At 69.2% G+C, this 15,882-nt stretch carries 18 protein-coding genes; 9 read left to right on the top strand and 9 right to left on the bottom strand.

What is annotated here, in order from left to right:
- Positions 1-50: 50 nt before the first annotated feature.
- Both NGJ44_RS10690 and NGJ44_RS10685 read right to left on the bottom strand, forming a co-directional pair.
- Entirely contained in the window at positions 51-371 is a 321-nt protein-coding gene (locus NGJ44_RS10690) for an AtuA-related protein (RefSeq protein WP_053244526.1), read from the bottom strand.
- Positions 368-1,729, bottom strand: coding sequence for an acyclic terpene utilization AtuA family protein (locus tag NGJ44_RS10685; protein WP_369798704.1), 1,362 nt, complete (start codon positions 1,727-1,729; stop codon positions 368-370). The genes NGJ44_RS10690 and NGJ44_RS10685 overlap by 4 nt, the downstream gene beginning before the upstream one ends.
- Before the next feature lie 111 nt (positions 1,730-1,840).
- On the opposite strand from NGJ44_RS10685, the gene NGJ44_RS10680 reads away from it, so the two are divergent.
- Positions 1,841-2,761: a LysR family transcriptional regulator gene (locus NGJ44_RS10680; protein WP_053244528.1), complete on the top strand. Its 921-nt coding sequence runs from the start codon at positions 1,841-1,843 to the stop codon at positions 2,759-2,761.
- A gap of 44 nt (positions 2,762-2,805) precedes the next feature.
- On the opposite strand, the gene NGJ44_RS10675 is transcribed toward NGJ44_RS10680, so the two are convergent.
- Together NGJ44_RS10675 and NGJ44_RS10670 are read right to left on the bottom strand one after the other, a co-directional pair.
- Positions 2,806-3,318, bottom strand: a complete 513-nt coding sequence (locus NGJ44_RS10675; RefSeq protein ID WP_053244529.1) for a MarR family winged helix-turn-helix transcriptional regulator — start codon at positions 3,316-3,318, stop codon at positions 2,806-2,808.
- A gap of 36 nt (positions 3,319-3,354) precedes the next feature.
- Positions 3,355-4,371 (bottom strand): NADP-dependent oxidoreductase, encoded by a 1,017-nt coding sequence (locus NGJ44_RS10670; protein WP_251863884.1) that lies wholly within the window; start codon positions 4,369-4,371, stop codon positions 3,355-3,357.
- Positions 4,372-4,482: 111 nt separating this feature from the next.
- On the opposite strand from NGJ44_RS10670, the gene NGJ44_RS10665 reads away from it, so the two are divergent.
- A complete protein-coding gene (locus tag NGJ44_RS10665) occupies positions 4,483-4,947 on the top strand; it encodes a MaoC family dehydratase (RefSeq protein ID WP_053244531.1) in 465 nt (154 codons plus the stop codon).
- Between the two features lie 13 nt (positions 4,948-4,960).
- A complete protein-coding gene (locus NGJ44_RS10660) occupies positions 4,961-6,127 on the top strand; it encodes an acyl-CoA dehydrogenase family protein (protein WP_053244532.1) in 1,167 nt (388 codons plus the stop codon).
- 56 nt (positions 6,128-6,183) lie between these two features.
- On the opposite strand, the gene NGJ44_RS10655 is transcribed toward NGJ44_RS10660, so the two are convergent.
- The gene (locus NGJ44_RS10655; protein ID WP_053244479.1) at positions 6,184-6,930 is read right to left on the bottom strand and encodes a FadR/GntR family transcriptional regulator; all 747 of its coding nucleotides are present in this window, start codon (positions 6,928-6,930) and stop codon (positions 6,184-6,186) included.
- 128 nt (positions 6,931-7,058) lie between these two features.
- Here NGJ44_RS10655 and kce point away from each other — a divergent pair, with 128 nt between their 5' ends.
- From kce to NGJ44_RS10625, 6 genes are read left to right on the top strand one after another with little or no spacing between them, the layout of a single operon-like run.
- The gene (gene kce / locus NGJ44_RS10650; RefSeq protein ID WP_053244533.1) at positions 7,059-7,991 is read left to right on the top strand and encodes a 3,5-dioxohexanoate:acetyl-CoA acetone transferase; all 933 of its coding nucleotides are present in this window, start codon (positions 7,059-7,061) and stop codon (positions 7,989-7,991) included.
- A 28-nt stretch (positions 7,992-8,019) separates the two neighbouring features.
- Positions 8,020-9,192 (top strand): CaiB/BaiF CoA transferase family protein, encoded by a 1,173-nt coding sequence (locus tag NGJ44_RS10645; protein WP_053244534.1) that lies wholly within the window; start codon positions 8,020-8,022, stop codon positions 9,190-9,192.
- A gap of 56 nt (positions 9,193-9,248) precedes the next feature.
- Positions 9,249-10,022: an enoyl-CoA hydratase/isomerase family protein gene (locus NGJ44_RS10640; RefSeq protein ID WP_053244535.1), complete on the top strand. Its 774-nt coding sequence runs from the start codon at positions 9,249-9,251 to the stop codon at positions 10,020-10,022.
- Positions 10,023-10,057: 35 nt separating this feature from the next.
- Positions 10,058-10,933, top strand: coding sequence for an HpcH/HpaI aldolase/citrate lyase family protein (locus NGJ44_RS10635; protein ID WP_251863883.1), 876 nt, complete (start codon positions 10,058-10,060; stop codon positions 10,931-10,933).
- A gap of 56 nt (positions 10,934-10,989) precedes the next feature.
- Entirely contained in the window at positions 10,990-11,961 is a 972-nt protein-coding gene (locus tag NGJ44_RS10630; RefSeq protein ID WP_053244536.1) for a Bug family tripartite tricarboxylate transporter substrate binding protein, read from the top strand.
- Positions 11,861-12,586 carry a tripartite tricarboxylate transporter substrate-binding protein gene (locus NGJ44_RS10625; protein ID WP_286012352.1) on the top strand — a complete coding sequence of 242 codons (726 nt, stop codon included), beginning with the start codon at positions 11,861-11,863 and terminating at the stop codon, positions 12,584-12,586. The genes NGJ44_RS10630 and NGJ44_RS10625 overlap by 101 nt, the downstream gene beginning before the upstream one ends.
- Before the next feature lie 29 nt (positions 12,587-12,615).
- On the opposite strand, the gene NGJ44_RS10620 is transcribed toward NGJ44_RS10625, so the two are convergent.
- The 4 genes from NGJ44_RS10620 to NGJ44_RS10605 all read right to left on the bottom strand — a co-directional run bounded on the left by NGJ44_RS10620 (position 12,616) and on the right by NGJ44_RS10605 (position 15,856).
- Positions 12,616-13,509 (bottom strand): LysR family transcriptional regulator, encoded by an 894-nt coding sequence (locus NGJ44_RS10620; protein WP_053244538.1) that lies wholly within the window; start codon positions 13,507-13,509, stop codon positions 12,616-12,618.
- Positions 13,510-13,629: 120 nt separating this feature from the next.
- Positions 13,630-13,929, bottom strand: coding sequence for a DUF3303 family protein (locus NGJ44_RS10615; RefSeq protein WP_251863881.1), 300 nt, complete (start codon positions 13,927-13,929; stop codon positions 13,630-13,632).
- A 23-nt stretch (positions 13,930-13,952) separates the two neighbouring features.
- Positions 13,953-14,936, bottom strand: a complete 984-nt coding sequence (locus tag NGJ44_RS10610; RefSeq protein ID WP_053244539.1) for a Bug family tripartite tricarboxylate transporter substrate binding protein — start codon at positions 14,934-14,936, stop codon at positions 13,953-13,955.
- Positions 14,933-15,856, bottom strand: a complete 924-nt coding sequence (locus NGJ44_RS10605; protein WP_251863880.1) for an SMP-30/gluconolactonase/LRE family protein — start codon at positions 15,854-15,856, stop codon at positions 14,933-14,935. The genes NGJ44_RS10610 and NGJ44_RS10605 overlap by 4 nt, the downstream gene beginning before the upstream one ends.
- Between the last annotated feature and the right edge of the window lie 26 nt (positions 15,857-15,882).

The following is a 15,882-nucleotide window of genomic DNA, read 5'->3' as shown; positions in this document are numbered from 1 at the left end:
GGTCGTGCGATGCGCTTGTGCGCAATGGTCTTCGGGGCGCGCCGCCTGCCCTAGCCGCGCAGGGGCATGGCGAGCAGGTGGAACGACAGCGACTTGCCGTGCAGGTCCAGGTCCAGAGAATCGTTCACACCGCCGTCCAGCACGTTCTCGAGCACGAAATTCAGGGCGCCGATGCGCGGCAGCAGATAGCGCCGCACCGCCGTGGGCCGGCGATAGGCGAAGTGCGCGGCCACGCGCTCGGGCGTGGCGCATTCCACCAGCAGCGGATAGTCCTCGGCCCGGTACGCGATCAGGCTGATGTTGGAGTGATTGCCTTTGTCGCCCGTGCGCGCGTGGGCCAGGTCATAGAGCGTGAGGGGTGCGGCGTTCATGGGCGGGACTCCCGGCCGGCAAAGTGGAAAGAGGCGGGAGCGAGCTCCCGAGGGACGAAGAAGTTGCGCATTGCCAGGCGCTGGCGCTTGCTGGTCTTGACGCCGCCGCCGCCGGCCGGGCCGCCGGTCCACAGGGCGGTGACCTCGCGGTGCAGCCGGTCGATGAGCGCCGGGTCGTCATGCCTGGCCGCGGCGCGCAGACGCACGTCGGTCGCGCCGCCCGCGGGAATGCCGGCGAGCATGCGGCCGGCGTCGTCGCCCAGGATGCTGCACAGGCCGATGAGATCGAAACGCAGGTCGAGCAGGCCGCCCAGGCGCTTGCGGATGACTTCCATGGCCAGCCGGGCGCGGGCTTCGGCGTTGGGGCCGGCGTAGGAAATCTCGGCGTCGCCCGCCCATCCGCCTTCGAAGAAGGCCGCGGCCTTGAGCGTAAGCGGCCGCGGATGGCCGCGCACGCCCGCCAGCCGCACGCGGCCGGGCGCCACTTCCTCGACCGTGGCCTCGCCGATGTCGGCCACCACGTCGGGCGTCAGGTAGGCGGCGGGGTCGTGCACCTCGTATAGGAGCTGCTCCTTTACCGTGCGTGCGTTGACGATGCCGCCGGTGTCGTCGGCCTTGCTCACCACGCAGGAACCGTCGGCCTGGATTTCGGCAATGGGAAAGCCCACGTCGTCCAGGCCGGGCACGTCTTTCTTTCCGGGGTCCGCGTAGTAGCCGCCGGTGACCTGGGCCGCGCATTCCAGCAGATGGCCCGCCATGGTGCCGCCGGCCAGCGCATCCCAGTTCTCGCGCGTCCAGCCGAAATGGGCGATGGCCGGTCCCAGCGTGAGCGAGGAATCGGCCACCCGGCCCGCGACCACGATCTGGGCCCCGGCCTGGATGGCTTGCGCGATCTCGAAAGCGCCCTGGTAAACGTTCGCGCTGACGAATCGCGTTTCGTCGAAGTCCGCGCCCAGCGCGGCGCGCAGCGGACCGCCGCGCTGGAGGCGCGCCGAGAGATCGTCTCCTTCCAGCACCGCGATGCGGGGCGCGGGCAGGCCCAGCTCCCCGGCCACGCGCAGGATGGCCCGGGCCGCGCCCGGCGGATTGGCCGCGCCGAAGTTGCCCACGATGACGATGCCGTGCGCCAGGCAGTCGGCCAGAATGGGCCTGAGCAGCGGCTCGAGCAGCGCTTCATAGCCCCTGGCCGGGTCGCTGCGGCGGGCGATCTGGGCAAAGGCCAGGGTGCGCTCGGCCAGCGTTTCGAAAATCAGCGCGGCGGGCGCGCCGCGCGCAATCAAGGTCCGCACCACGGGCGCCGGCGCATCCAGGCGGTCCCCGGAAAACCCCGCGCCGCAGCCCACATTCAGAACATCCATGCTCATCCTCCTGTCAGCGCGCCTAGATTGCGTCAGGTGGTTTGCTAAGTAAAATGGATTTATTCGAACCTTTATGTTGAAAAACCACATAATTAGCGGACGAGGCGCAACATGAATATCTCGGGTCGCCTGGTCGATGCCTTTCTGGCCCTGGCCGAGTCCGGCAAGTTCTCGGTGGCGGCGGACCGGTGCAACGTCTCGCCATCGGCGTTCAGCCAGATCATCAGCCGCCTGGAAGAACAGGTGGGCGCGCGCCTGTTCGACCGCGACACGCGCAACGTGAGCCTGACGGCGGAAGGGCAGCTTTTCCTCACGGGCGCCAGGCGCATCCACGCCGAATGGCAGGCCGCGCTTTCGGCCATACGCAACCAGTCGCAGCTCAATCAGGGGCGTGTCGCCATTGCCGCGCCGCCTTCGCTCAGCTCGGACTGGCTGCCTCGCCTGTTCGCCGATTTCCGCGCCGAGCATCCCGCGATCGTGCTGCGGCTCCATGACGTCATTTCGGAGCGCAGCCTCGACATGATCGCGGCGGGCGACGTGGATTTCGGCCTGAACGCCGTGCCGGGCAACGATCTGGAATTCGAGTCGGTGCTGCTCTTCAACGAGCCTTTCCGGCTCTTGTGCCGCAAGGACGATCCGCTGGCGGCGAACGCGGCGGTTTCGCTGCGGCAGCTGCGCGGCAGAGTGGCCGTGCAGACCACCCGCTTCGGCAGCGTGTGGCACTACACCCAGCCGCTGCTGGCCGCGGCGTCGATGCGGGACAGCGGGCTGGAGGTGTCGCAGTTCGGCACGCTGGCGGGGCTGGTGGCGGCGGGATTCGGGGTCAGCATCGTGCCCATGCTTGCCCTGCCGCTGTGCGGCCGGCCCGAGCTGGCGGCGCTGCCCATCGCCGATGCGAGCGCCCACCGGCCCATTTACCGCATCCGCCGCCGCAACCGCTCCCTGTCGCCGGCGGCGCAGGCCATGTGGGAGCGGATCGCGGACGCGCCCATCCCGGAGCCGCCCCGGCGCGCCGCGCGCCGCAGGCGCTAAGACGCGCGCGGCGCCTTTTCCGGGGCCGGAGGGCTCCGGGCCGCTCAACCGGACGGCAAGCCCTTGAAGTCCAGCAGGTTCCGCTTCACCAGGCTCAGCATGTCGGCCAGTTGGTGCCGCTGCGCGATGCTCAGCCCCTGGAGAATGGCCTCGCTCATCTGGTCGCTCTTGGCGCGCATGCGGTCGATCATGGCGCCTCCCGCGTCGGTCAGGTACACCAGCTTGGCACGGCGGTCCTGGACATCGGCGTCGCGCCGCACCAGGCCCTGGGCTTCGAGGCGATCGATCAGCCCGCCCAGCGCGGCGCGCCCGATGTCCAGCATTTCGGCGAGATCGCTCTGCGACATGCCGTCGTGGCGCGACAGGTACGCCATGACCCACCACTGCGAGCGCGTGATGCCTTCGGGTTTCATGACCTCGTCGAACACCTTGCGCCGCAGGCGCGAGACATCGTGCATCAGGAAGCCCAGCCGTTGATCCCAGTTGTCGTGGGGCGGGGGCCTGGCGCCGTCGCGCGCGTTGCCGGATGGGGAGGGAGCGTGTTTCTTGTTTGTCATGAGCGGGGGAGAGGTCGGGAAGCGGGGCCGGTCGCATCAGCGATCCGCGAGCCGGATCAGGCGTTTGCCGAGATTCGTGCCTTCGTACAGATCGGCAATGGACCCCGGCGCGGCCTCGAGGCCATCGAGGATTTCCTCGCGAAAGCGCAGTTCGCCGCTGCGCACCAGGGGAGCGAGATGGGCAATGGCCTCTTCGTAGCGATGTTCATAGTCCCATACCAGAAAGCCCGCCATGCGCGCAGCCTTGTTCAGCAGGTGGCGCTCGACGCGGGGCCCCTGCGGCCAGGGGTCCCAGCTGGCGACGGACGCCGTGCCGCAGACGATGATGCGCGCGTGCCGGTTGATCTGCGGCAGGACGGCGTCGCTGATGCGGCCCGCCGTATTGTCGAAGTACACGTCGATGCCGTCCGGGCAGGACTGGCGCAGCGCGTCGGGCAAATCCGGCTGGCGGTAATCGATGGCGGCATCGTAGCCGAACTCCGACAGGCACAGCGCGCACTTGTCCGCGCCGCCGGCGATGCCCACTGTGCGGCAGCCCCGCAGGCGGGCCAGTTGCCCGGCAATGGAGCCCACGGCGCCGGCTGCCGTGGAAACCGCCACAGTCTCTCCCGGGCGAGGCTCGCCCAGCTCCTGGAGCGCGAAATAGGCTGTCACGCCGTTCAGGCCCAGCACCCCGAGCGACAGCGAAAGCGGCAGATCCGTTTCCGTCACCCGCCGGCGGATCGCCTGGCCGTCGCTGACGGCGTACTCCTGCCAGCCCAGCATGCCCATGACCAGCGCGCCTTCCGGATACTCGGGATGGCGGGAGGCGATCACCCGCCCGGCGGCAAAAGCGCGCATGACTTCGCCCAGGCCGACCGGCTCCGAGTAATTGGCCGCCGCATTGACCCAGCCGCGCATGGCCGGATCCACCGACAGGAAAAGATTCTGCACCAGGAACTGCCCGGGCTGCAGCGCCGGCACCGGCGCGGCGCGGATCTCGAAATGCTCGGCGCGGGGTATGCCCAGCGGCCGCGACTTGAGGACGATCTGGCGGTTGGAGCGTGCGGACATGCGGAGTCTCCTCGGGTTGTCACCTATTTAGTATGCATGCATACATTATGGTAGGATATTTTTAACCGACTATAGAGCATCCGCGGCTTCATGGGTGCGGGGAGACGAAAAATGGCTGGGCTGTATTACGGGCAGTTCCAACTGGGGCAACGCTTTCTTCACGACGTGCGGCGCACCGTGACGGAAGCGGACAACGTGCTGTTCAGCGCCATGACGCACAATCCCGCGGCTATCCATCTCGACGCCGAGTATGCCAAGGGCACGGAATTCGGCCGGCCCATCCTGAACAGCGCGTTCACGCTCGGGCTGATGGTGGGCATTTCGGTGTCCGACACCACGCTGGGCACCACGGTAGGCAACCTGGGATGGGACGAAGTGCGCTTCCCGCGGCCGGTGTTTCCCGGCGACACGCTGCACGTGGAAACCGAAGTGCTGGAGATGCGGGACAGCAAGTCGCGCCCGGAAAACGGCATCGTGGTGTTTGCGCATCGCGCCTACAACCAGCGCGACGAACTGGTGGCCTCCTGCCGGCGCGTGGCGCTGATGCTGCGCCGACCCGCGCGCCGCGCGGCCTGAGCAGGGGAAATCCATGGACTTCGCCCTGACCGCAGAGCAGGAAGCCATCCGCCGCGCCGTGCAGGACACGGCCGCGCGTTTCGACGACGATTACTGGCTGCGCAAAGACCGTGAAGGCGGTTTTCCCGAGGAGTTCCACCGCGCCATGGCGGCTGCGGGCTGGCTGGGCATCGCGATGCCGGCGCAGTACGGCGGATCGGGTCTGGGCATTTTCGAGGCGGCGCTGATGATGGAGGCGGTGGCGGCCTCCGGCGCCGGGCTTGCGGGCGCCTCGGCCATTCACATGAACGTCTTCGGATTGCATCCGGTGGTGGTGCACGGCAGCGACGAACAGCGCGCGCGCTGGCTGCCTCCCATCATCGGCGGCGAGCAGAAGGCGTGTTTCGGCGTCACCGAGCCGAACACCGGCCTCAATACCCTGAAGCTGCGCACCCTGGCCGTGCGGCAGGGCGACCGCTACGTGGTCCATGGCCAGAAGATCTGGATTTCCACCGCGCAGGTGGCGAACAAGATTCTGCTGCTGGCGCGCACCACGCCCCTGGACCAGGTAACCGAGCCGACGCATGGCCTGAGCCTTTTCTATACCGACCTGGACCGCAGCCGGGTGAGCGTGCGCGAAATCGAGAAGCTCGGGCGCAAGGCGGTGGACTCGAACGAGCTGTTCATCGACGGCCTGGAAGTGCCGGTCGAAGACCGGATCGGCGAAGAGGGCAAGGGCTTCTCATATATTCTCCACGGCCTGAACCCCGAGCGCGTGCTGCTGGCGGCAGAGGCTACCGGCCTGGGCCGGGCGGCCCTGCGGCGGGCGGCGGGGTATGCCGCCGATCGCATCGTGTTCGACCGTCCCATCGGCCAGAACCAGGGCATCCAGCATCCGCTGGCCGAACGGTGGGTGGAGCTGGAGGCATCCGAACTGCTCTACCGGCGCGCGGCCTGGCTCTACGACCAGGGGCTGCCGTGCGGCGCCGAAGCCAACGCGGCCAAGTTCTTCTGCGCCGAATCGGGTTTCCGCGCTTGCGAAACCGCGGTCCTCACGCACGGAGGCATGGGCTACGCGAAGGAATACCACGTGGAGAGATATTTCCGGGAGGCGATGCTGCCGCGGATCGCCCCGGTGTCCATCCAGCTGATCCTGAGCTATATCGCGGAGCGCGTGCTCGGGCTGCCCAAGTCGTACTAGCGCCCGCGTCCGGGCCCGGCGCTTCGCCATGAGCGCCGCGCTCCGCGGGCGCCGCTTCAGTCCTGTCGATCGAGGAGGCTGCGCAGATGAACCGAATAGGCCTGGACGTGGCGCGCCATGCGGCGCCGGGCCGCGTCCGCGTCCTGCTTCTCGACCGCGTCCAGGATGCGGGCGTGGGCCTGCAGCACCAGGCTGCGCACTTCGTCGGTGGCGAAGTCCTTGAGGGCGGACGCTTCGTGGATCAGGTTGGCGATCGAGCGCATGAAGGCTTCGAGCAGGGGATTGCGGCTGGCCGCGGCCAGCGCGCAATGCCAGTTCACGTTTTCCGCGAGATAGCGGGGAACGTCGGCATAGGCTTCGCGCAGCCGGGCGTCGATCTGGCGCAGCGTGGCCAGATCCTCGTCCGTGCGATGCCGCGCCGCGAGTTCGGCGATGGGGGGCTCGATGGCCTCGCGCGCCTCGATGATGGAAGCCAGCGGCAGGCGGCTGCCCCGCGCGAAGAGGGCGATCTGGCGCGATACCGTGGAGCCCGTCGGCCGGGTGGCGCGCGAGCCGCCGTAGCGGCCCGGGCGGGTGCTCACCAGGCCCTCCGCTTCCAGGATGCGCAGGGCTTCGCGCACCGAGCCCCGGCTCAGCCCGGTCTGCTCCACCAGGTCGCGCTCGCCCGGCAGCATGGCGCCGTCCGGAAAACTGCCGTCCAGGATCTTCTGGCGCAGATGGTCGGCCAGGACGTCGCAGGATTTGGGGATGCGCAGGGTATCGAGTTGCGGCAACGCCGCCGTGCGAGCGGAATCGGGTTTCATGGCGTGATCGTCTAGTTAAGGGTTTTCCATGGCGCGGCCATGATTTTAATTGTTTGACCATTGACTGGTTGAATATTAGCATGGACAAACACAGAAACCGAGGCGGCAAGCCGAGGCGAGGAGACATCATGAAGAAATCACCGAAGGTCATCATTACCTGCGCCGTTACGGGTTCCATTCATACGCCCAGCATGTCGCCGCACCTGCCCATCACCGCCGCGCAGATCGCCGACGACGCGGTGGCCGCCGCCGAGGCGGGCGCGGCCATGCTGCACCTGCACGCGCGAGACCCCGAAACCGGCAGGCCCGACCAGAGCCCGGAACGCTTTGCGGCATTCCTGCCCGACATCAAGGCGCGCACGGACGCCATCATCAACATCACGACCGGCGGCGGCCTGGGCATGACGCTGGACGAACGCCTGGCCCCGGCCAAATGGGCGCAGCCGGAAGTCGCGTCCATGAACATGGGTTCGCTGAACTTCAATATCTCGGGCGCCGGCGAGCGCATCCGCGCGTTCCGCCATAGCTGGGAGCAGCCCTACCTGGAAATGACGCGGGATTTCATTCTCTCCAACACGTTCAGCCAGATCGAGCGCGGCATCGGCGAACTTTCCGCCATGGGCACGCGCTTCGAGTTCGAGTGCTACGACGTCGGGCATCTGTACAACCTGGCCCATTTCGCGGACCGCGGCCTGGTGAAGCCGCCGTTCTTCCTGCAGTGCATTTTCGGCATCCTGGGCGGCATCGGCGCCGACCACGACAACCTGCTGCACATGCGCACCATCGCCGATCGTCTTTTCGGCGAAGACTATTACCTCTCGGTGCTGGCGGCCGGCAAGCATCAGATGTCCTTCGTCACCATGAGTGCGCTGCTGGGCGGTAATGTGCGCGTGGGGCTGGAAGACAGCCTTTACGCCGGCAAGGGCAGGCTCGCCGTCTCGAACGCGGAGCAGGTGGCGAAGATCCGCCGCATTCTCGAAGAGCTTTCCCTGGAGATCGCCACGCCGCAGGAAGCGCGCGAAATGATACAGACCAAGGGCCGCGACAACGTCGCGTTCTGATTGCCGGCACCTGCGCAAGGAGACAGGCATGGATGCGTTGCAGGGATTGCGGGTCGTCGATTTCTCCAAGGTGCTGGCCGGGCCGTTGTGCACCCAGTACCTGGGAGACATGGGCGCGGAGATCATCAAGGTGGAATCGCCGCGCGGCGACGATACCCGGCACTGGCCGCCGTTTCGCGATGGCGACGGCACGGTGTTCCTCAGCGCCAACCGCAACAAGCGGAGCGTGGCGCTGGACCTGAAGTCGGAACCCGGACGGGAAGCGGCGCTGCGCCTGCTGGCGAGCGCCGACATCGTGGTCGAGAGCTTCGGGCCGGGCGTGGCGCGGCGGCTGGGCATCGACTACGACAGCGCGGCGGCGCTGCGTCCCGATGTCATCTATTGCAGCATTTCCGGATTCGGCAGCCAGGGGCCGCTGCGCGACGGCAAGGGCTACGACGTGATTCTGCAGGCGTTCAGCGGCATGATGGCGCTGACCGGCGAGGAAGACGGGCCGCCCGTGCGCAGCCCGATCTCGCCCATCGACCAGGCCACCGGCATGCACGCGGCCATCGGCATCCTGGCGGCGGCCGTCAAGCGCCTGCGCACCGGCAAAGGTTCGCGCATCGAAGCGTCGCTGTTCGACACCTCGATGGCGTTCATGGCCTACGTCATGCAGAGCTTCTGGGAGCGCGGCGCCGAGCCGCGGCGCTGGGGCTCCGCCCACGAGTCGCTGTGCCCCTATCAGGTGTTCCAGGCCAGCGACCGCCCCATTCTGCTGGGCGTGGCCAACGACACCCTGTGGCAGGCATTCTGCCGCGAGGTGGACGCGCCGGCCCTGGCGGAAGACGCCCGCTATGCCACCAATGCCGGGCGCGTGGCGCACCGCGAGGCAGTGCTGGCCGAAGTGGCCGCGCTGCTGGCGCGCGACACGCGCGACGCCTGGATCGAACGGTTTTCCCGCGTGGGCATTCCGTGCGCGCCCATCCTGGGCGTTTCCGAGGTGCTGGCGCATCCGCACACCCTGGCCAGCGGCATGATCCAGAAGCTGCCGCGCGGCGCGGATGCGCAGCTGCGGGTGGTGTCCCAGCCCCTGCGGTTCGACGGCGAGCGCCCCGCCGCGCAGCGGCCGCCCCCCGCGCTGGGCGAACACACGCGCGAGATCCTCGCTTCGCTGGGTTACGGCCCGCAAGACATAGACCGCATCGCCGGGCAAGCCTGAGCCCCGGCCGGCCCGGTCCGCCCGCGGACCGCGGCGTCATAGAAGGAGACAACCCGGTGTCCATCGACTTTTCCGTCGGCGACGGCGTCGCCACCATCACCATCAACCGGCCCGAAAGACGCAATGCCCTCGATGCCGAGCACTACGCGCTGCTGTCGCAGGCGTGGCAGCGCGTGCGCGACGACGACGCGATCCGCGTGGCCGTCGTCACCGGCGCGGGCGACCAGGCGTTCTGCGCCGGCGCCGACCTCAAGTCCTTCATCGGCGCGCCGCCCGGCCTGGGCGCCCTGATGCGCACCCAGCAAGACCAGTTGCTCAACCGGGGCATCGAACTCTGGAAACCCGTGGTGGCGGCCGTCAACGGCTATTGCCTGGGCGGGGGCATGACCTTGCTGCTGGCCACCGATCTGCGCGTCTGCTGCGAGTCGGCCGTTTTCGGGTTGAGCGAGGTGCAGCGGGGCGTGTTTCCGGCCAACGGCGGCACCCAGCGCATCATCCAGCAATTGCCCCACGCCATCGCCATGGAGATGCTGCTCATCGGCGACAGGTTCGATGCCGCCACGGCGGCGCGCTGGGGGCTGGTCAACCAGGTCGTGCCGGCGGACGGACTGATGGACGCCGCCATGGCGTACGCGCGCCGCCTGGCCGCCAACGCGCCGCTGGCCGTGCAGGCCGCCAAGGAGCTGGCGCTGCGCAGCCGCGACCTGGACCTCGCTGCGGGGCTGCGCATGGAGCAGGTCTTCCTGCGGCTGCTGCAGACCTCGGAAGACGTGCAGGAAGGAACGAAAGCCTTCGCGCAACGGCGCAAGCCGCATTTCCGCGGATGCTGAGCGGACCGCAACACCAACCATTGACGGGAGTTCCCATGCCTTTGAGATCTTTACTGTTCGTGCCCGGCGACAGCGAACGCAAGCAGGCCAAGGCCGCGGGCGCCGGCGCCGACGCCCTGATCCTCGACCTGGAGGATTCGGTCGAGGCTTCGCGGCTGCCGCTGGCGCGCGGCATGGTGCGCGAGTACCTGGAGGCCAACCGGGGCGCGGCGGCGCAGCTCTGGGTGCGCATCAACCCGCTGGACTCCGGGCTGGCGCTGGACGACCTGGCCGCGGTGGCGCGCGCCGCGCCCGCGGGCATCCTGCTGCCCAAGGTCAACGGCGCGGCCGACATCGTCCTGCTCGACCGTTACCTCAGCGCGCTGGAAGCGCGCGACGGCCTGGCACAGGGCGGCATCGGCATCATGCCCGTGGCCACGGAGACGCCGCAGGCCATGTTCACGCTGGGCGGCTATGCGGGATGCAGCCCGCGCCTGCGCGGACTGACCTGGGGCGCGGAAGACCTGGCGGCGGCGGTGGGCGCGGCCAGCAACCGCCTGGACAACGGCGAGTACGACTTCACCTACCGCATGGCCCGTTCGCTGTGCCTGCTGGGCGCGCATGCCGCGGGCGTGCCCGCCATCGACACCATATGGGGCAATTTCCGCGACCCGGAAGGGCTGGCCAAGGACGCCGCCAGCGCCCGGCGCGCGGGTTTCAGCGGAAAGATCGCCATTCATCCCGACCAGGTGGCGCCGATCAACCAGGCGTTCACGCCGGACGCGGCCGACATCGAGCGGGCCCGCCGCATCGTGGCCGCGTTCGAGCAGTCGCCCGGCGTGGGAACGCTGCAGCTCGACGGGGAAATGCTGGACCGCCCGCACCTCAAGCAGGCCCAGCGCATCCTGGCGAACGTTCCCGCGCCGCAATAGGGCGCGGGCCCACCGCGCGCAGATGGCGGGGGCCTCTCTACCGAAGGAGACACACCATGCATTCACTTACAGGAAAGCTGTGCGCGGCCGTCTTCGCCACGCTCGCGTGCGCCTCGGCGCAAGCCCAGCCCGCATACCCGTCGCAGCCGGTGCACATGATCACGGCATTCGCCGCGGGCAGCGCCAGCGACATCGTGGCGCGCATGATCGCCGAAAAGCTGCAAGGCGAACTGGGCCAGCCGGTCATCGTCGAGAACAAGGCCGGCGCCTCGGGCCAGGTCGCCTCGGATTTCGTGGCCCGCGCCCAACCCGACGGCTACACCATCATGCTGGCGACCAACACCACGCATTCCTCCAATCCCTACCTGTTCAAGCAGTTGCGCTACGACCCGGTCGCCGATTTCACCCCGCTGGTGCAGGTATGCAATTTTCCGTTCGTGCTGGTGGTGGGCAGCAAGGTGCCGGCCAGGAACGTGGCCGAGCTGCTGGCCTATGGGAAGGCGCATCGCGGCGCGGTGAACTATGCATACGGCAACAGCACCGGACAGATCGCCGCGGCGTCCTTCGACAAGATAACGGGCATGGAGGCCGCCGCCATTCCCTACAAGAGCACGCCGCAAGCCATGACCGACGTGATCGGCGGGCGCACCACGTTCATGTTCGTGGATCTGGCGTCGGCGGCGGGGCACATCCAGAGCGGCGCGCTGCGGGCGCTGGCGGTGTCCACCGAGCGGCGCAGCACGCTCGCGCCCGATCTGCCGCCCGTGTCCGAAGCGCTGGGCAAGCCCGGCTTCGACCTGGCAGCCTGGGTCGGCATATTCGGACCGGCCAGGATGCCCGAGGCGGTGTCGGCGCGCCTGGCCGACACGCTCTACCGCATTGTTTCGTCCGCCGAGATCCAGCAGAAGCTCAGGCAGATGGGCGCCGATCCCACGCCGGCCCGGGCCGCGGCATTCGGCTCCTTCGTGGCGCGGCAGAAATCGGTGTGGGGCGAGAAGGTTAGGCAGGCGGGCATCGAACCTCAATAAGCGCGGGGTAGGCATCATCGCCACGTCGCCCATCGTGCTGGCGGCCGGCCCCGCGTCGCCCTTCGGCACGCTGGACGAGCTGCTGGCTTATGCGAAGGCCCATCCCGGCCAGGTCAGCTACGGCACGCCCGGCGTGGGCACGCCGCAGCACCTGGCCGTGGAGCTGCTCGTGCACATGACCGGCGCGCGCATGACCCACGTGCCCTACAAAGGTTCGAGCCAGCCCTTGTCCGACCTGCTGGCCGGCCACATTCCGCTGGTGTCGGCCGCCATCAACCCGGCGCAGCCGTACATCGGCTCGGGCAAGCTGCGCGGGCTGGCGGTGGCGGACGCGCATCGTGTCGCGAGCTTGCCGGACCCGCCCGCCATCGCGGAGAAGGTGCCCGGCCATGAAGTCCGCATCTGGTACGGCCTGATGGCGCCGGCCGGCACGCCCGACGACGTGGTGGCCCGCCTGAACCAGGCCCTGGCCGCCGCCGCCGGCCATCCCGACATGCAGAGGCAGATGCGCGAGCTGGGCTACGAGCGCGCGCTGGACACGCCCGGCGCCATGGGCCGCGAGGTCCGCGACGACGTGAAGAAATGGGGCGAGGCGATCCGGGCGGCGGGCCTGAAGCCGGAATAGCGGAACGCGGGGACGGTCCGGGCTGGAAGCTAGAAGCCGGCGCGCAGCGCGGTGTCGGCGAGCAGGTCGGCCAGGCGCGTCGCGGCCAGCGAGCGCGGGCGGTCGCGGGGGTAGACGAGCACCACGCCGAACTCGATGCGGGGCCGAAACGGCAGGAAGACCAGATCGTCCAGGCCGGCCGGCAGCGCGCTGAGGCGGTCCACGAGCGCCACGCCCGCGCCGTGCTTCACCATGAGACAGGCCGTCAGCGACGAGCTGGCCTCGATGCCCACGGCCGGCGGCGCCATGGAGCGGCGCTTGCAGGCTTCGGCGATGGCCTGCCCGAGGCGGGTGGATGCGCCCAGCGAGATGACGGGTTCCCTGCCGAGGTCGCGCGCGTCGACGTGCCGGCGCGAGGCCAGCGGATGGTCCTTGCGCACCACGCAGGCGATCTCGGATTTGGCCAGCGGCGTGGTGTCCACCGCGGGGTCTTCGACCGGCGCGTACACCACGCCCATGTCGGCTTCGCGGCGCGACACCCTGTCGATGGCCAGCGGCGTGGGCAGCGAGCGCACGTAGATGCCGAGCTGGGGGCTGAGCTTGCGCAGCGCCGCCACGGCCTCGGGCAGCAGCGCGTTGACGAGCGTGGGCGAGGTGGCGACGACGAGCTGGCCGGCCCTGCCGTCGCGCAGTTCCTGGGCGACGCGCTGGACCGCCTGCACGCGCCCGAAGATGTCGTTTACGTCGGGCAGCAGCGCCAGGGCTTCCGGCGTCGGGTGCAGGCGTCCGCCGATGCGCTCGAAGAGCTTCATGCGCAGTTGCTGCTCGGTATGTTTCAGCACCGCGCTGACGGCCGGCTGCGTGACGCAGAGGTCGCGGGCCGCGCCCGTGACCGAGCCGGCCTTGATGATGGCGTGGAAGACTTCCAACTGGCGCAGGTTCACTGCGGGCCTCCGGCATGCGGGTCCGCGCTCCGCCGGCCGCGGGTGCCTGCGGCGGGGCGCTACCGAAGCATTATGCCTGCGCGCGCGGCCGCGGCCCAGCGCCGCCGCGCGCGGACCGCGTCACAGTTCCAGCGGGTTGGTTCCCTGCCGCGCGATGGTTTCCTGGAACGATTTCGGCGTTACCGCATACACCTCGAACGAGGCGGGCACGTGCTCGGCCCATTGGTTCAGCAGCACATGCAGCTTCTCGTGCGAGTCCACGTCCAGCACGACGATGGCGCCGCGGCCGACCTTGTTCCACACGTGCCGGACCACGCCGGCCGCTTCCAGCCCGTTGAGCCAATCCCAATAGGCTTTCTGGCCGGGGCGCATGGACGAGGGGCGCTCGGGGCGCGGCGAACTGATGACCAGAAACAGCATGGGGCTCTCCTTGCGGCTGGCGTTCAGCCGAGTTGCAGTGAAATGTTCCTGGCGATGCGGGCCCACTTGTCCATGTCCTCGGCGATGTACCGGGCCGCGGAGGCCGCGGACACTTCGTCGGGCGGTTCGATCCCCATTTCCGACATGCCGCGGCGGAACGCCGGATCGGACAGCGTCTCGCGGGACGCGCCCTGAAGGCGGCCCGAGACTTCGGGCGCAATGCCCCGCGGCCCCAGGAGGAACAGGGCGGTGGCGGACACGAGATCGGGATATCCCGCCTCGCGCGTCGTGGGCACGTCGGGCAGGGCGCCGATGCGCTTGGGCCAGAACGTCGCCAGGATGCGGACCTTGCCCGCCTGCACGAACGGCAGGTGAGGCACCGCGCTGTCGAACATGACCTGGACGCGGCCGGCCAGCAGGTCCTGCAATGCGGGTCCGCTGCCCTTGTAGACGATGTGCTCGAGTTTCAGGCCGCCGGCGCGATCCTTGAAGAACTCGCCGGTCAGGTGCGAGATGCCGCCGATGCCGCCCGAACCATACGAGTACTTGCCGGGATTGGCGCGCAGCAGCGCGACGAGTTCGGCCAGCGTGTGCGCCGGCAGCCCGGGGTTGACGGCCAGCACCATGGGCTGCACGCCCATGATGCCGATGGCCGAGAAGTCCTTGCGCGGGTCGTATTCGAAGGCGGGGTTGGTGGCGGGACCGGCGGTGGTGTTGCTGGAGGTGCCCAGCATCAGCGTGTAGCCGTCCGCCGGCGCGCGCAGCGTGGCCATCGCCGCGATGGCGCCCGCCGCGCCGGCCTTGTTCTCCACCACCACGCTCTGGCCCAGGCGCTGTCCCATGGCCTGCCCGTAGCGGCGCCCGAATACGTCGGTGGAACCGCCTGGCGAGAACGGAATGAGCAGCCGGATGGCGCGCTCGGGATAGGGCGGCGCGGCCCAGGTCCGGCCCAGGGCCGCCCAGGCGGCGCCGGCTCCCAGCGCGGCCAGGATATCGCGGCGTTTCATGGCGCAAGCCCTCCATAGTTGAGCGGCAGGCCGGGGCGCGGCCAGTCCAGCTCGACCAGGCGTCCCGCGTACGACTGCGTGACGCAGGCCGTGCGCAGGCCCGGGCCGCCGAAACACAGGTTGGTGATATGGGTGTCGCCCTCGACGGGCACGAAGCTCGTGTCGCCGTCCGGCGTGATGACCGTGATGCCGCCCACGTCCAGCGTGCCCACGCAGACATTGCCGCCCGCTTCGACCGCCAGCGAGTCGAAGCGGCGGTAGCCGGGGCCCGCGGCGACCAGGCGGCCGCCGTGCGGCGAGGGGGCCGGGGCGTGGCGCAGTTCGCCGGGCCCAGCCACTTCCCATGCCCACAACCGGGCCGTCTCGGTTTCGGCCACGTACAGGGTCTTGCCGTCGGGCGAAAGGCCGACGCCGTTGGGGCGCGAGATCGGAAAGATGACTTCGCGGATCAGCGACCCGTCGGCGCGCGCATAGCATACGCAGCCGCGGTCGGCGTCGCGGTGGCGGGTCTTGCCGGGGTCGGTGAAATAGAAGCCGCCATGCGCGTCGAAGACCAGGTCGTTGGGGCCGCGCACCGGATTGGCGCCCACCCGGTCGTACAGCACCTCGAAGCGGCCAGTGTCCAGGTCGACCCGCTCGATACGGCCGCCGGAGTAGTCGTCGGCCTGGCCGGCCGTGACCATGCGGCCGTCCGCGCGCTGCACGAACTTGAAGCCGCCGTTGTTGCAGACATAGACCTTGCCGTCCGGCCCCAGCGCGCAGCTATTGGGGCCGCCGCCCAGCTTCGCGACGACGCGCTTGCCGCCGTCGGGGTCGATGCGCGTCAGGGTCTGGCGTCGAATCTCCACCACCAGCCAGCCGCCGTCCGGCAGGGCGACGGGGCCTTCGGGAAACCACAGGTCTTCGGCAATGATGCGCATGAACAGACTCCCAGGGGAAAAAGTGC

The organism is Achromobacter sp. Marseille-Q4962 (assembly GCF_943737005.1).
Classification (GTDB): Bacteria; Pseudomonadota; Gammaproteobacteria; order Burkholderiales; family Burkholderiaceae_B; genus Achromobacter.
The sequence above is the reverse complement of the archived record's forward strand: the minus strand, read 5'-3'. Positions and strand labels throughout refer to the sequence as shown.

Excerpts from the sequence above, each read along its gene's own strand:
- NGJ44_RS10690 (WP_053244526.1), bottom strand. The coding sequence starts at position 371 with ATGAACGCCGCACCCCTCACGCTCTATGACCTGGCCCACGCGCGCACG.
- NGJ44_RS10685 (WP_369798704.1), bottom strand. The coding sequence starts at position 1,729 with ATGGATGTTCTGAATGTGGGCTGCGGCGCGGGGTTTTCCGGGGACCGC.
- NGJ44_RS10680 (WP_053244528.1), top strand. The coding sequence starts at position 1,841 with ATGAATATCTCGGGTCGCCTGGTCGATGCCTTTCTGGCCCTGGCCGAG.
- NGJ44_RS10675 (WP_053244529.1), bottom strand. The coding sequence starts at position 3,318 with ATGACAAACAAGAAACACGCTCCCTCCCCATCCGGCAACGCGCGCGAC.
- NGJ44_RS10670 (WP_251863884.1), bottom strand. The coding sequence starts at position 4,371 with ATGTCCGCACGCTCCAACCGCCAGATCGTCCTCAAGTCGCGGCCGCTG.
- NGJ44_RS10665 (WP_053244531.1), top strand. The coding sequence starts at position 4,483 with ATGGCTGGGCTGTATTACGGGCAGTTCCAACTGGGGCAACGCTTTCTT.
- NGJ44_RS10660 (WP_053244532.1), top strand. The coding sequence starts at position 4,961 with ATGGACTTCGCCCTGACCGCAGAGCAGGAAGCCATCCGCCGCGCCGTG.
- NGJ44_RS10655 (WP_053244479.1), bottom strand. The coding sequence starts at position 6,930 with ATGAAACCCGATTCCGCTCGCACGGCGGCGTTGCCGCAACTCGATACC.
- kce (WP_053244533.1), top strand. The coding sequence starts at position 7,059 with ATGAAGAAATCACCGAAGGTCATCATTACCTGCGCCGTTACGGGTTCC.
- NGJ44_RS10645 (WP_053244534.1), top strand. The coding sequence starts at position 8,020 with ATGGATGCGTTGCAGGGATTGCGGGTCGTCGATTTCTCCAAGGTGCTG.
- NGJ44_RS10635 (WP_251863883.1), top strand. The coding sequence starts at position 10,058 with ATGCCTTTGAGATCTTTACTGTTCGTGCCCGGCGACAGCGAACGCAAG.
- NGJ44_RS10630 (WP_053244536.1), top strand. The coding sequence starts at position 10,990 with ATGCATTCACTTACAGGAAAGCTGTGCGCGGCCGTCTTCGCCACGCTC.
- NGJ44_RS10615 (WP_251863881.1), bottom strand. The coding sequence starts at position 13,929 with ATGCTGTTTCTGGTCATCAGTTCGCCGCGCCCCGAGCGCCCCTCGTCC.
- NGJ44_RS10610 (WP_053244539.1), bottom strand. The coding sequence starts at position 14,936 with ATGAAACGCCGCGATATCCTGGCCGCGCTGGGAGCCGGCGCCGCCTGG.
- NGJ44_RS10605 (WP_251863880.1), bottom strand. The coding sequence starts at position 15,856 with ATGCGCATCATTGCCGAAGACCTGTGGTTTCCCGAAGGCCCCGTCGCC.